General features: G+C 44.2%; 13 protein-coding genes. 2 read left to right on the top strand and 11 right to left on the bottom strand.

Annotated features, from left to right (window positions below; translation table 11 throughout):
• Window positions 1–313 precede the first annotated feature (313 nt).
• The 4 genes from ACWF5P_RS03525 to ACWF5P_RS03510 form a co-directional block, all read right to left on the bottom strand.
• On the bottom strand, window positions 314–826 hold the full coding sequence (locus ACWF5P_RS03525) for an adenine phosphoribosyltransferase (RefSeq protein WP_034308789.1): 513 nt from the start codon (window positions 824–826) through the stop codon (window positions 314–316).
• A complete protein-coding gene (gene recJ / locus ACWF5P_RS03520; RefSeq protein ID WP_452444596.1) occupies window positions 817–3,192 on the bottom strand; it encodes a single-stranded-DNA-specific exonuclease RecJ in 2,376 nt (791 codons plus the stop codon). The genes ACWF5P_RS03525 and recJ overlap by 10 nt, the downstream gene beginning before the upstream one ends.
• A 145-nt stretch (window positions 3,193–3,337) precedes the next feature.
• Window positions 3,338–5,599, bottom strand: a complete 2,262-nt coding sequence (secDF, locus tag ACWF5P_RS03515; protein ID WP_402938702.1) for a protein translocase subunit SecDF — start codon at window positions 5,597–5,599, stop codon at window positions 3,338–3,340.
• A gap of 195 nt (window positions 5,600–5,794) precedes the next feature.
• Complete coding sequence (locus tag ACWF5P_RS03510; protein WP_157831013.1) at window positions 5,795–6,100, bottom strand: post-transcriptional regulator; 306 nt, start codon at window positions 6,098–6,100, stop codon at window positions 5,795–5,797.
• Between the two features lie 171 nt (window positions 6,101–6,271).
• On the opposite strand from ACWF5P_RS03510, the gene spoVB reads away from it, so the two are divergent.
• Window positions 6,272–7,834 carry a stage V sporulation protein B gene (gene spoVB / locus ACWF5P_RS03505; RefSeq protein ID WP_101222766.1) on the top strand — a complete coding sequence of 521 codons (1,563 nt, stop codon included), beginning with the start codon at window positions 6,272–6,274 and terminating at the stop codon, window positions 7,832–7,834.
• A gap of 28 nt (window positions 7,835–7,862) precedes the next feature.
• Here the strand turns inward: spoVB and ACWF5P_RS03500 are convergent, their stop codons facing one another.
• Complete coding sequence (locus ACWF5P_RS03500) at window positions 7,863–8,543, bottom strand: DUF421 domain-containing protein (protein ID WP_230176809.1); 681 nt, start codon at window positions 8,541–8,543, stop codon at window positions 7,863–7,865.
• 169 nt (window positions 8,544–8,712) lie between these two features.
• Here ACWF5P_RS03500 and ACWF5P_RS03495 point away from each other — a divergent pair, with 169 nt between their 5' ends.
• On the top strand, window positions 8,713–9,084 hold the full coding sequence (locus ACWF5P_RS03495) for a TIGR04086 family membrane protein (RefSeq protein WP_170971607.1): 372 nt from the start codon (window positions 8,713–8,715) through the stop codon (window positions 9,082–9,084).
• A gap of 45 nt (window positions 9,085–9,129) precedes the next feature.
• Here ACWF5P_RS03495 and yajC read toward each other — a convergent pair whose 3' ends face one another.
• From yajC to ruvA, 6 genes are read right to left on the bottom strand one after another with little or no spacing between them, the layout of a single operon-like run.
• On the bottom strand, window positions 9,130–9,414 hold the full coding sequence (gene yajC, locus ACWF5P_RS03490; RefSeq protein WP_452444594.1) for a preprotein translocase subunit YajC: 285 nt from the start codon (window positions 9,412–9,414) through the stop codon (window positions 9,130–9,132).
• 41 nt (window positions 9,415–9,455) lie between these two features.
• Window positions 9,456–10,595, bottom strand: coding sequence for a tRNA guanosine(34) transglycosylase Tgt (gene tgt / locus ACWF5P_RS03485; RefSeq protein ID WP_101222768.1), 1,140 nt, complete (start codon window positions 10,593–10,595; stop codon window positions 9,456–9,458).
• 36 nt (window positions 10,596–10,631) lie between these two features.
• Window positions 10,632–11,660, bottom strand: coding sequence for a tRNA preQ1(34) S-adenosylmethionine ribosyltransferase-isomerase QueA (queA, locus tag ACWF5P_RS03480; RefSeq protein ID WP_434167484.1), 1,029 nt, complete (start codon window positions 11,658–11,660; stop codon window positions 10,632–10,634).
• Window positions 11,661–11,698: 38 nt separating this feature from the next.
• Window positions 11,699–11,905: a DUF2905 domain-containing protein gene (locus ACWF5P_RS03475; RefSeq protein ID WP_137020415.1), complete on the bottom strand. Its 207-nt coding sequence runs from the start codon at window positions 11,903–11,905 to the stop codon at window positions 11,699–11,701.
• Window positions 11,902–12,900, bottom strand: coding sequence for a Holliday junction branch migration DNA helicase RuvB (gene ruvB / locus ACWF5P_RS03470; protein ID WP_034308811.1), 999 nt, complete (start codon window positions 12,898–12,900; stop codon window positions 11,902–11,904). Before ruvB ends, ACWF5P_RS03475 begins: the two co-directional genes overlap by 4 nt.
• Before the next feature lie 11 nt (window positions 12,901–12,911).
• On the bottom strand, window positions 12,912–13,526 hold the full coding sequence (gene ruvA / locus ACWF5P_RS03465) for a Holliday junction branch migration protein RuvA (RefSeq protein ID WP_101222771.1): 615 nt from the start codon (window positions 13,524–13,526) through the stop codon (window positions 12,912–12,914).
• Between the last annotated feature and the right edge of the window lie 337 nt (window positions 13,527–13,863).

The following is a 13,863-nucleotide window of genomic DNA, read 5'->3' as shown; positions in this document are numbered from 1 at the left end:
TCACCTTTACCCCACTTTAACTGCCACCGGATATGATCCGGATTGAGTATGATTGGTAGCACTTCCCTTTATTCTGCAAAACGTGACAATTTTTGCGAAAAAAAATAAATCCGCTTAAACGGATAAAAGTGCAAATAAACTTATTAGCAGAAAAACTCTTTATTATTACTATTATCGAAAAAAAAGGCAAGGATGTAAAGAGATAAACGTGTATTTTATAAAGAATACTGCTTTTTTTCACTGGAAATTCGACAAAGTCCAGAAAAAACGGGTAAAAACAGAAAGAGCACCCTGGTCAGAGTGCTCTTCTTTATTAAAAGCTCATTAATGTCAAGACATCATAGCCGTCTAATTTATCTTTACCATCCAAGTCAGTCAATTCAATGAGGAATGCAATCCCGGCTACAATTCCGCCAAGCTGTTCAACCAATTTGATCGTCGCTTCGATTGTTCCCCCGGTAGCAAGTAAATCGTCCGTAATCAGTACACGCTGTCCCGGTTTAATGGCATCTTTATGGATTGTCAATACATCCTTGCCATATTCTAATCCATATTCGACTTTTATCGTTTCACGTGGAAGTTTTCCTTCTTTTCTCACTGGAGCAAAGCCCACTTCCAATGAGTATGCGACTGGACATCCGATAATGAATCCGCGCGCTTCCGGCCCGACCACCAAGTCGATATTCTTATCGCGAGCGTACTCGACGATTTGGTCTGTTGCGTATTTATAAGCTGCACCGTTATCCATTAATGTTGTAATATCTTTGAAGACAATACCCGGTTTTGGCCAGTCTTGCACAATTGTTACATATTGCTTTAAATCCATTGCTTTGTTTCCTCCTCAAGGTCTGTTGCCTCATGAACTAAATAATGATTGAACCAATCGAATAATTGCTGATAGGAAGAATAAACAAGCTCTTGTTCAAGCTCAAATTGCTCTTTCTTTCTTGTATACGATTCAGATTCACTGAGATCGCGTTTTTTCGCATTGGTTGTGAGCATAATTAACCCATTCTCTATTGTAACAAAATCAAGCTCAAAAAACACCTTAGAAATGAAATCCACAGTATCTCTTGACCAGCCGCGATATTTGGCTAGGTCATCACCATATCTTTTCACATCGAGCGGTCCCTTTTTGGCAAGGAAGGCATAAAACCATTTGAAATGATCCCTTGTTGGCATCGTACTTAGGAAATGGTCCTGTTCATGGGAAAAGTGAGCGTAGATACGCGAAGGGTGCTTATCGGCAATCACCCGTTTCAAATATTCCCTTGACTGCGGCATGTCCATAAATACCAAATGACCTTCGAAGCAGTCGAGCTGCTCTGCATCCAGTTCATTCTTGATAATAACGAGATCCGGATGGCTTTGTAAAAATGGATATCTGCTATAGATATCTTCCGAGAAAATGACGATTTTCCGGTTTTGTGCAGGAATGTCGGCAAGCCACTTCTCTGCCTGTCCCTTGCCGCGGTAATCGAATAACTGCCAATGGTTTACCGACACATCCTGGACAAAGATCTGGGGCTTTTTCATATTATTCCACTCATTGATGGAAAGCTCACCAATAACCGAGACCTCAGCGTGCGGAGCTATTTCATCGACAAAATGACCAAGACCGAAGCCAACACCGTCAAGTTTGTGATTTTCACCATCTTCAAGCGAGACCTTCAAGTGATTTTGGTTGGCACCTATTTTGCGGACACTTGAAAGCTGTACGGAATCTATCAATATCTTCGGCTTGGGATTCGTTACCCCAAATGGCGCCAGCAAGCTCATTTCCTGAATCGTTTGAATGGAAACGTCAGCTAAAGTCGTAGCCCCGTCCAAGTTTGTAATCGGTGTGAAGTCCTCTTCGTTCAGTTGTTCCTTCGCAATCAAGTTCATACGGTCCCTGAGCTCCTGGACATCTTCAATTTTCAATGTCATTCCAGCAGCCATCGGATGCCCACCGAAATGAGGCAGCAGTTCACGGCAGGCGGAAAGACTTTGAAAAAGATCGAAACCGGCGATGCTCCGAGCAGAACCTTTCGCGTATCCCTTTTCCCGGTCATAGCTCAATACAATCGTGGGCCGGTAAAAGCGTTCGACAAGTTTAGAGGCAACAATCCCCACGACTCCTGCGTTCCAGCCTTCCCTTCCGATGATGAGCACGCCATTGGACTCCGGCGGGAAGTTTTCCTCGACTTCAGCAATCGCTTCTTCCGCCATTGCTGCAACCATTTCCTGCCGCTCTTTATTGATATCATTAATTTCATTCGCAAGTTCCACCGCTTCTTCCAGGCTTTGTGACATCAATAAATCGACAGCGGGATCGGCATCTCCAAGGCGCCCGACAGCATTGATCCTCGGTGCCATCGCAAAGCCGATTGATTCTTCATTCAATGCTTCCTGCTGAACATTAGCCACTTTCATTAACGCAACAAGTCCCGGGCGGCGAGTCAAACGCAACTGCTCGATGCCTTGCGCAGCAATGAGGCGGTTTTCCCCTTGCAATGGCACTAAATCCGCTATCGTGCCGATTGCCGCTATTTCAAGCAGATCCTCAGGCAATTCCCCAAGCAGGGCGTGTGCAAGCTTAAATGCGACCCCTACTCCGGCAAGGTCTTTAAATGGATAGGAACTGTTCTCAAGTTTAGGATGGATGATTGCCAATGCCTCAGGCAGTTCCGGCCCCGGTTCGTGGTGGTCGGTCAATATATAATCCATGCCAAGCTCGCCGGCAAGTTTCGCTTCATCGATTGCAGAAATTCCGGTATCGACGGTTATTAATACCTTCACCCCTTGCTCAGCTGCAAGGCGGAACGCCATCGGATTCGGACCATACCCCTCTGTAAACCGATTCGGGATATAAAAATCAACATTGGCCCCCAATTTCATCAGCGCAGTCATCATCACTGTGGTCGATGTCACGCCATCCGCATCATAATCACCGAATATACGTATTTTTTCCCCATTTTGAATGGCTTCTCTTATTCTATATACTGCTTTATCCATATCCTTCAATAAAAATGGATCATGAAAAGTTTGATTTTTTACAAATAAAAACGATCGGGCACTTTCAATTGTATCCAGGCCTCGATTCACAAGCAGGGCTGCAACCAAAGGTGTGATATGAAGCTCTTCAGCTAGTACAGCAACTTTGTTTTCATCGGCAGATTGCAAGTTCCACCGTGTTTTTGGCTTTAACATTTATTCACCCCTCAACCTACTCATTATACAAAACGAATATACCAGTTTCAATTTTATTTTAAACTCATAAATGGCTGTAATTCCCTATCCAATAAACTTAGTTTAACAAAAAGAAGGCTGGCATCATGCCAGCCCCCCTCACCTATTAAACTTGTCCTTCAAGACTTTGTTTCTTTTCTTTTGCGGTATTCAGCGGACCCTTCTTCTTCAATTCCCTGATTTTTAAATCAAGCCAGAATTGGGAAGCGATCAATAGCGATGAATAAACGCCGCATATCAAACCGATGAACAAGGCAATGGAGAAGTTTCGGATAGCTTCACTACCGAAGATCATCAATGCGATGACCGTAATGAGAACGGTCAAAACCGTGTTAATGGATCTCGTCAAAGTTTGCCTGATACTGATGTTAACAATGTTCTCAAGCTCTTCGGCGGTTTTGATTTTACGGCTGAAGCGTAGGTTTTCACGAATACGGTCAAAGGTTACGATCGTATCATTGATCGAATAACCGACGATCGTCAGAACCGCAGCAATGAAGGTGATATCCACTTCGAGCCGGAGTAAGCTAAAAATCGTGATGATGAAGAATGCATCATGTATAAGCGCGACAACGGCAGGAACAGCCATTCGCCATTCAAATCGTATCGATACATACAATATGATTCCGATTGATGCAATCGCTAACGCAAACATGGCATTTTTAGCAAGCTCTTTCCCTACAGTCGGTGATACGGTGCTGACATTCGGTTCTGCTCCGTAATCCTTCTTGAAATGGTCCTTCAATTCAGCAATCTCTTGTTTATCGAGGACACCGACTGTCCGAACGACAGCATTCTTATTGTCTTGTCCAGCGAGCCTGACATCCTTGATATCCCCTTCGTCGATACCGACCTTTTCCATTTCGGTTTTGACTTGCTGTGTCGTCAAGACGTCTTTGGAAGCAATCTCGATTCGGGTGCCGCTCGTGAAATCAATCCCGAGATTCAATCTAAAGACGAGCAGGAATATGATCCCGATTATGGTGACACCAATTGAAATGCCATAAAAAACTTTCCGATGTTTGACGAAATCGATTTTATCAAAGCGTGTTGGCAATGACATTAAATCCATCTTCTCGGATAAATCGTGAATGTGCTTCTTCTTCACGCCAAACCATCCTGTACGTTTGTCGAGGAACCCGCTATTCACCCACAGGCTCATGAAGAGGCGTGTACCATAAACGGCTGTAATGAAACTCATTAAAATCGAAATGATCAAAGTGGTGGCAAACCCTTTAACCGAGCTTGTTCCATAATAGAACAGTACGGCCGCAGCCAGCAGGGTCGTTAAATTCGCATCCGTGATTGTAGCAAGTGAATTCTTAGTACCTTCTTTATAAGCCGCCTTAACGGATCTACCAAGTTTCAATTCATCCCTGATTCGCTCATAGGTTATGATATTGGCATCGACAGCCATCCCGACCCCGAGTACCAATGCCGCAATACCAGGCAGCGTAAGGACCGCATTCATCCAATCAAACACTAATAGAGTCAAGAAAATGTATATGCTTAAAGTAACGACTGCAATGAATCCCGGGAAGCGGTAATACACAAGCATGAAGATAAAAACAAGTGCAATTCCGATGATTCCTGCAAAAATAGTATCATTCAGTGCACCTGCACCGAATTGGGCACCTACAGAAGTGGAGTACTTTTCTGTTAAATCCACAGGCAGGGCGCCTGCATTCAGAAGGGCTGCAAGCTCTTTCGCTTCTTCAACCGTGAATTGACCGGTAATATACACCTTCTTCGTATTAAAAACTTCACTGACAGCTGGAGCTGAAATCATATTGTCCTGTGAAGAGGTATCTTTGATGGAATCTTTTCCTTCCTCAAAATCCAGCCAGATTGCAAGTACATTAGTCGGACTTTCCATCGTGGATATTTTTTGAGTGATGTCCTTAAATTTATCCACATCTTTCAATGTGACTTCAACAACCGGTTGATTATCTTGGAACGTTTGTTTCGCGCCTCCTTCTTTCAGGTCGGCCCCGGTCATCATTTCCTTATCGTTGTAATCACGGAAGGATAATTTAGCTTGTGTCGAAAGGATTTCCCGAGCGTTGTTCTGGTCTTTGACCCCAGCCAATTGAACGCGGATCCGGTCTTTCCCTTCGATTTGTATGTTAGGCTCGCTAACACCCAAAACATTGACACGCCGCTCAAGCGAGCTTACTGTAGCCCGTAAAACATCCGGGGTGATCTTCTCCCCAGACAGCGGTTTTACTTCATATAACACTTCAAAACCGCCTTGAAGATCAAGACCCAGCTTGATATCCTTTAGGATTCCTTTTGAAGTCGTCCCCATCGCTGCGAAAATCAAAAGTGCGATTAGAAAAAACGCAACGATCCTGCTTCTTTTTACCATTATGTAGTAGGCCCCTTTCTATAATACGCCTGTTCCTGAAGTTAAAAAAACTGTCATTTTTTGTTCATATGATAACTGCATGCCCTTTTCTTCTTGAGAAAAAAGACACAGCTTTCCATGCTTTTCCAAAAAAAGCATGACCATATCTATTATGAGTCAAATACAAACAGCTGTCAATTTAAGTATATCTTTGCGTCATTCTTTCAAAAGTTCCTTCAGTTCATCTTCAGAAAGCGGCTCAAATAGGTTTGGTGATTTATAAGCTTCGACCATTTGGAAGGTCATGAACTGGTTGCTCGAAAATGTCACGATATCTGCGACAAGTTCATGTATATGAATGTTTTCCTGAGGACGCTTCCATTTATTTTTGGTTAAGGTTCCCCATATGTCTTCCTCCGTTACGGCATTCAATCCGACCATTTGGAATTCCTCACGCTTGCTCTTTAAAAATGGACGCACCTTTAGATAATACCTTTGATAGGGATGATTCTTTTTTGCCATCACTTTGCCTCCAGTAAAAATGATTCTCAAATGAATGCGCATTTTCTTAGAAGGGTTTCTTATCATTTGTTAGAACGCAAACAAACACTTTTGTCATGCTTTGTCCAAGTACAAGCATATAGATAATTGTATAGCATAACCGCTTTTTTGAGAAGGCAGGGAGGGAGTTCAATGTCCAAATTTTTAAAAGGGACGCTGATTTTATTAATCGCAAGCCTGATTACACGGGTTCTTGGTTTCATTAACCGCATTGTCATCGCCCGCTTCATCGGCGAAGAAGGCGTTGGTTTATATATGATGGCTTTACCGACCCTCTTTCTCGTCGTGAACATAACCCAGTTAGGCCTGCCAATCGCCATTTCGAAATACGTGGCTGAGGCAAATGCCAGAGGTGATGAACGGAAAATCAAGAAAATCCTTGTCGTCTCTTTGGCTTGCACCTTTACTCTATCGATGATTTTCACTCCTGCGATGCTCCTTTTCGCACCGGCTCTCTCAGAATACCTATTCACTGATAAACGGACGGTATGGCCGCTCATGGCGATTGCCCCTATCGTACCGATCATCGCCATATCTTCCGTACTGCGCGGTTATTTCCAAGGCAAGCAAAATATGAAGCCATTCGCTTTCTCACAAGTTATCGAACAGGTGGCCCGAATCACTTTCATAGCCGTCCTGACAAAGGCCTTTTTGCCATATGGAATCGAATATGCTGCAGCCGGGGCGATGTTCGCATCGATTATCGGTGAGCTTGTATCTCTCATCTACTTATTGACCAGCTTTAAATTAAAGAAACATTTTAAGTTCAGAAAGGGTTTCTTCAAGAATGTCAAATCCGGAAAAGGAACGTTCACCGAATTGATGGGGATTGCCCTTCCTTCCACCGGAAGCAGGATGATTGGATCGGTTTCGTGGTTTTTCGAACCGATAGTGGTCGCCCAGAGTTTGGCACTCGCCGGAGTCACCGCGGCCGCAGCCACAAGCCAATACGGGGAGCTGACAGGGTACGCCCTGCCTTTACTCATGCTTCCTTCCTTCGTTACGTCATCATTGGCGACGGCACTTGTCCCGGCAGTGAGCGAAGCCCGTACGACAGGGAACTTTTCACTCGTTGAACACAGGCTTCAGCAGGCCCTGAAAATCACCTTTATCACAGGCTGTTTAGCTATCGTCATTCTGTTCATCTTTGCCGAACCGATTTTACAAGTCATGTATGGCTCTTCGCATGCTGCCGTTTTCATTAAATTCCTGGCACCCTTTTTCATCCTTTATTACTTTCAATATCCGCTGCAATCCATGCTGCAAGCACTGGATCTTGCAAAGGCAGCAATGTTCAACAGCCTGGCAGGTAACATCCTTAAAATCGGTGTGATCTGGCTGCTGGCGTCAAAGGAAAGTTTCGGGATCATGGGTGCCGCAATCGGGATAGCCGTCGGTACGATGCTCGTTACCTTCCTGCATTTTTCAACTGTGCTGAAGGTCGTCCCTTTCACGCTTCATTTCCGCAGCTATATGTCAGCATTGGTCCTTGCCTTAATTTCCGGGTGGGGCGGTTATTATCTTTATCAATTCCCGCTCTCCTCACAGCCTCTTGGCATACGGCTTTTGCTTTCCGTGACGGTCGTTATCCTGCTGTTCACATTTTTCCTGCTCATGACCGGCAGCATAAAAAAGGCGGATCTGATCAGGATTCCTGTAGTGGGCGGCTTTTTATCAAAATTCGCTTGGAAATAAAATGAACCGAAGCATTAAAAGGCTTCGGTCATTTCTTCGTTTCATTTTTGTCGATGTAAAATTGGCCATCTATGTACCCACAAATCGAAATCTCTTTAATCTTCGTTTCTCCCAGCTTTTTCAACTGGTGCCGGAGCCAAAAATGATTTTTGCCAATTCTATCGAGATTCCTCTCCTGTATCTCCCCGTCGATTATAAGGGGAAAAGGTGTTTCCTTGGTTTTAGACCTTTTGTCTTTGGTATTCTTGATGATCGAAAGCTTCCCGGTAGATTCGAGGATTGCGAATTGCACCTCATTTAAATCACTAATCCCCTGTTCTCGCAGCTGGGTCAATAAATCATCGAAAGTATATCGTTGCTTACGCATCGCTTTTTCATCTATTTTCCCTTGATTGATGATGATCTGGGGCGTACCGTCCACGATGTTTCGAAATCTAATGCTTTTCAATGAAATGAAAGCCAATATTATTTGGATGAAAGCAAGAACGAACATCGGAATGATTTGCCTGAAAAATGGTCTATCCAAATCTTCAAAGGAAAGGACGGCAATGTCCCCGATCATGATGGATACCACTAAATCAAGAATGCTCAATTCCCCAACTTCCCGCTTACCCATCATTCGAAAAAGGATTAAGATGACTAGATAGATCACTGTTGTTCTAAAAATAATAGCCAGGATATCCACTTCAATACCACATCCTTCATCCATAGCATGGCTTGGGAACTGAAAAATTACTCCATATTCTTTTCTAATTTTGCGGGAAGCTTCCTAAACCTGGTCTAAAGGTTCGATATCGGGAATATGCTTGTACAAACACATAAACAGGCTATACGTATCAGCCTTTCAAAAAGGAGGAATACCCATCGAAACTAAAAAAATGAGTGTCGCCGTAATTTATGGCGTAGGCTCCATCTTTGCCATAGCGATGATTGCTAGTTTAATCGTTTCCATCCTTCTTCGTTTTACTTCACTGACGGAATCATCCCTGACATACGTGATCATGATCGTGTCCTTTTTATCGCTGTTCATTGGTGGATTCATTTCAGGAGGCAAAGGGAAAAAGCAAGGACTATTCTTGGGCGGGAGCACTGGGCTGCTTTATCTGTTGGTCGTGTTCCTTTTTCAATATTTAGGTCACGATGCACTTTTCACCATCAAGCAATGGATATACTATGGCTGTTTTGTGATTACGGCCATGATGGGCGGCGTGCTTGGGGTCAACATGAGTTCCGACTCCCGCTCCGATTAAAAAACACAGCAAAAAACCGGGCACATGGCCCGGTTTTCGTTTGTCTTATAGGGATGTTTCTTTATTCGGTGCGCTTTCCGTAATTTCACGGATTGCTGCACGGTCAAACGTCAGTTTTGTACCGTCTGGTGATTTAATGACGATTTGCAGTTCATCGATTGCATCGATTGTTCCGTGCATGCCGCCGATAGTAGCAACTTTATCACCTTTTTTCAAACTGCTTTGCATGCTTTGCGTAGCCTTTGCACGTTTTTGCTGCGGGCGGATCAATAAGAAATAGAACAATACGAACATTAAAATCAACGGAAGTATTTGTGTTAAAGAACCCATTTTTATATTCACTCCTTTCGTTCATTAAAATATTTATGGAATTAGAAGTTTCTCGCATTTGGTTCATTGAAACCATACTGCTCAAAAAACTCTTCCCTAAAGTCTCCAAGACGATCTTCTCGAATAGCTTGTCTGACCTGTTCCATCAAGTTTAACAGAAAATGAAGATTATGGTAAGTCGTAAGACGAATCCCAAAGGTTTCTTCACACTTAATCAAATGGCGGATATATGCCCGGCTATAATTCTTGCAAACATGGCAATCGCAATTTTCATCGATTGGACCGAAATCGCGTGCATACTTCGCATTTTTCACAACCAGCCGCCCATTGCTCGTCATGAGCGTACCATTACGCGCAATTCGCGTCGGCAGTACACAGTCAAACATATCGATACCGCGGAGTGCACCATCGATCAATGAGTCCGGCGAACCGACTCCCATCAGGTAACGAGGTTTGTTACTTGGCAGCAGCGGACTTGTAAACTCAAGGACGCGGTTCATGATATCCTTCGGTTCCCCAACGGATAACCCTCCAATAGCATAACCCGGGAAGTCAAGGGAGACAAGGTCTTTTGCACTTTGTTTGCGAAGGTTTTCAAACTCCCCGCCTTGAACGATACCAAACAGCCCTTGGTCATTAGGACGCTCATGTGCATTCAAACAGCGTTCCGCCCAGCGTGATGTTCGTTCAACCGACTTCTTCATATACTCTTCAGTCGCCGGAAATGGCGGACATTCATCAAATGCCATCATAATATCCGAGCCAAGTGCATTTTGTATTTCCATCGCTTTTTCCGGGGATAAGAATAATTTATCGCCATTCAGATGGTTCCTGAAATGCACGCCCTCTTCTTCAATTTTGCGAAACTCGCTCAAACTGAAGACTTGAAAGCCGCCTGAATCGGTCAAAATCGCCCGATCCCAGTTCATGAACTTATGCAATCCGCCAGCTTCCTTGATGATTTCATGCCCCGGACGCAGCCATAGGTGGTACGTATTGCTCAGGATGATGCCAGCCCCCATTTGTTTCAAATCTTCCGGGGACATCGTTTTGACAGTAGCCATCGTTCCAACCGGCATAAATGCCGGAGTTTCGAAAGAACCATGCGGCGTATGGACCCGGCCTAGCCGTGCCCCTGTCTGTTTACATGTTTTGATTAACTCATATCGTATTGCAGTCAACGCAATAACTCCCTTCAAGAGCTTCTCACTCTTATATTACTTAATTAACATTGCATCTCCAAAACTAAAGAACCTGTATTTTTCTTCCACAGCCGTTTCATAGGCATGAAGGACATGCTCCCTGCCCGCAAGTGCAGAAATCAGCATGATTAAAGTCGATTTGGGCAAATGGAAGTTCGTTATCATCGCATCGATTCCTTTGAACTCATAACCAGGATAAATGAAGATGCTCGTCCAGCCATTCTCTTCCTTGAAAGCCCCATCATTGCGGGACGCAATCGTTTCCAATGTCCTTGTGGAAGTAGTGCCGACCGTAATGATTTTCCCGCCATTTCCTTTCACATCATTCAGTAATCTGGCAGTGCCTTCCGTCATTTGATAAAATTCGGAATGCATTTCGTGGCTATCAATATCGTCGACACTTACTGGACGGAATGTACCAAGCCCGACATGCAGCGTGATGAATGCGATGTGGACACCCATCTCTTTAAGTTTCCCGAGCAACTCCTCCGTAAAATGCAGGCCAGCAGTAGGTGCGGCTGCAGATCCCCGTTCACGCGCATAAACCGTTTGATAGCGGTCCTGGTCGTCGAGTTGTTCCTTGATATAGGGAGGTAACGGCATTTCGCCAAGCTTCTCCAGTATTTCATAAAATATGCCTTCATATTTAAATTCAAGGATTCGGCCGCCATGCTCAAGTACACCTGTACAAACGGCACTCAGCTTACCATCGCCAAAAACGATTGTCGAGCCTTCTTTAATCCGTTTGGCCGGCTTCACAAGCGTTTCCCATACATCATCATGCTCTTGCTTAAGCAGCAAGACTTCTATTTTTGCACCCGTTCCTTCTTTACTGCCGTAAAGCCGGGCCGGAAGCACCTTCGTATCATTCAACACCAGGCAATCTCCCGGTTTGATATATTCCGTGATATGGCTGAATACATCATGCTGAAGCTTGCCGGTTTCTTTGTCCAGCACCATCAATCTACTTGCTTCCCTATCCTCCAAAGGAACTTGGGCAATCAGTTCCTCCGGTAAATGAAAATCAAACATATCCAATTTCATCTGTTCCACTTCCTTACGTGTCTATCAAGCTGTAATCATTATTTAAAACGGCCGATCAAATAAAAAATCGCGGACAATACAACACTGACGATGATTGATGTAACGATGGGAAAGTAAAACGTCGTATTCCCCTTTTTCAGAAAAATATCTCCCGGCAGCCTGCCGAGACTGATATATTTCATCGCAAAACCAATCACGAATATAATCACACCCAGAATCATAACCATCTTTGGTATATTCATCATTCAGGCATCTCCATTCCGAAATGCTCATAAACAAGCTGTGTTGCCATCCGGCCTCTTGGGGTACGCTGAAGAAAACCGACTTGTAACAGATATGGTTCATACACATCTTCGATCGTATGTGCCTCTTCGCCAATCGTTGCAGCAATCGTTTCCAGACCCACGGGCCCGCCACGGAATTTTTCAATAATCCCTTTAAGTAATTTATGGTCAATATGATCGAGTCCTAAACGGTCGACCTGCATTAATTCAAGCGCATAATCGGCAAGCTCGGCCGTTATCGTACCATCACCGCGTACCTGGGCGAAATCCCTGACCCTCCGTAAAAGCCGATTGGCTATTCTTGGTGTGCCCCTTGATCTTCTTGCAAGCTCTGCCGCTGCTTGATCATCCATTTCCGTATCCATGATTCTTGCAGTACGGATGATGATATCAGTCAAATGGTTTTCCGTATAATATTCAAGACGGCTCAAAACGCCAAAACGGTCCCTGAGCGGTGCAGAAAGTGAGCCTGCACGTGTCGTGGCCCCTACGAGGGTAAACGGCGGCAAGTCGATCCTGATCGAACGGGCTTCCGGCCCCTTACCGACTACAATATCCAGACAGAAGTCCTCCATAGCCGGGTATAGCACTTCTTCAACGACACGGGGAAGACGGTGAATCTCATCAATGAACAATACATCACCAGGTTCAAGTGCACTCAAAATGGCCGCCAGATCTCCCGGCCGCTCAATGGCGGGACCGGAAGTCGTGCGGATATTCACACCCATTTCATTGGCGATGATGACGGCAAGCGTCGTCTTTCCAAGGCCAGGCGGTCCATATAAAAGTACATGATCGAGCGTTTCTTCACGCATCCTTGCCGCTTCGATATATACACTTAAATTCGCTTTCACTTTATCCTGTCCGATATATTGCTTTAAGTTTTGCGGCCGCAGGCTTTGTTCAAAGGACAGTTCGTTCAAATCGGCTTCCTGATTGAATATTCTCTCCTCCATTGCGCCACTCCTTATCTTAACATCATTTGCAATGCTTTCTTAATATATTGCTCGGTCGTCATATCTTCAGCCTGCAATTTTTTGGCAACCTTTTGGACTTCCTTTTCAGAATAACCAAGAGCCTTCAATGCAAGAACGGCTTCATCCAATTCCTCTGTATAACCATTTGGACTTAGTGCAGCCGTGACGCCTTCGTTAAACAAGCTTGGAAACGCATCCGGAATTATATTCTCAAGTTTCCCTTTTAAATCGAGGATCATTTGCCTTGCCGTTTTCTTTCCGACTCCCGGGAATTTCACCAAAAACGATTCATCTTCATTTTCGATTGCCTGCACCACCTGATCAACCTGGCCTGATGCCAATATGGCTAGAGCACCCTTCGGCCCGATTCCGGTTACATTCAATAATTTTGTGAATAACGCCTTTTCTTGACGAGTCTGGAATCCATATAATGCTGCCATATCCTCACGAACATAATGATACAGGTAAACTTGAATTTCTTTCTGGTATTGAGCGGAAAAAATAAAAGGATTCGGCGTCATCACTTGATATCCGATCCCCCCATTTTCCACAACTATGTATTCAGGCCCAATATAATCGACCTTGCCTTTTATATAATCATACAAATTAATTCTCTCCCTGATTTTGCTGTACCTCTCATTTTATCATAAAAAGGGGGTGTTGTTCATTAAAAGTTATTTCATAGTCTGCAAAGTCCTTTCACATTACTTCCGGTGTCATTGTCATCCATAAAACAATGTTAATTGGAATGGGTATGCGAGACTCCTGCCGGAAATACGCGTCCAAGCGAGACCCCACAGGCAGAAAGGCTCCGAGAGCGGACCGCCCGCAGAAAGCGAGTGCCTGCAGTGGAAATCAACAGTTAAATTGTAAATATAAAAAAACTGTAGACAAACTCCATTATTATCGAGTTTATCTACAGTCTGAAGGATCGGATATCAT

This window comes from Peribacillus sp. NPDC055009 (assembly GCF_053608705.1).
The sequence above is the reverse complement of the archived record's forward strand: the minus strand, read 5'-3'. Positions and strand labels throughout refer to the sequence as shown.

Excerpts from the sequence above, each read along its gene's own strand:
- ACWF5P_RS03525 (WP_034308789.1), bottom strand. The coding sequence starts at position 826 with ATGGATTTAAAGCAATATGTAACAATTGTGCAAGACTGGCCAAAACCG.
- recJ (WP_452444596.1), bottom strand. The coding sequence starts at position 3,192 with ATGTTAAAGCCAAAAACACGGTGGAACTTGCAATCTGCCGATGAAAAC.
- secDF (WP_402938702.1), bottom strand. The coding sequence starts at position 5,599 with ATGGTAAAAAGAAGCAGGATCGTTGCGTTTTTTCTAATCGCACTTTTG.
- ACWF5P_RS03510 (WP_157831013.1), bottom strand. The coding sequence starts at position 6,100 with ATGGCAAAAAAGAATCATCCCTATCAAAGGTATTATCTAAAGGTGCGT.
- spoVB (WP_101222766.1), top strand. The coding sequence starts at position 6,272 with ATGTCCAAATTTTTAAAAGGGACGCTGATTTTATTAATCGCAAGCCTG.
- ACWF5P_RS03500 (WP_230176809.1), bottom strand. The coding sequence starts at position 8,543 with ATGGATGAAGGATGTGGTATTGAAGTGGATATCCTGGCTATTATTTTT.
- ACWF5P_RS03495 (WP_170971607.1), top strand. The coding sequence starts at position 8,713 with ATGAGTGTCGCCGTAATTTATGGCGTAGGCTCCATCTTTGCCATAGCG.
- yajC (WP_452444594.1), bottom strand. The coding sequence starts at position 9,414 with ATGGGTTCTTTAACACAAATACTTCCGTTGATTTTAATGTTCGTATTG.
- queA (WP_434167484.1), bottom strand. The coding sequence starts at position 11,660 with ATGAAATTGGATATGTTTGATTTTCATTTACCGGAGGAACTGATTGCC.
- ACWF5P_RS03475 (WP_137020415.1), bottom strand. The coding sequence starts at position 11,905 with ATGATGAATATACCAAAGATGGTTATGATTCTGGGTGTGATTATATTC.
- ruvB (WP_034308811.1), bottom strand. The coding sequence starts at position 12,900 with ATGGAGGAGAGAATATTCAATCAGGAAGCCGATTTGAACGAACTGTCC.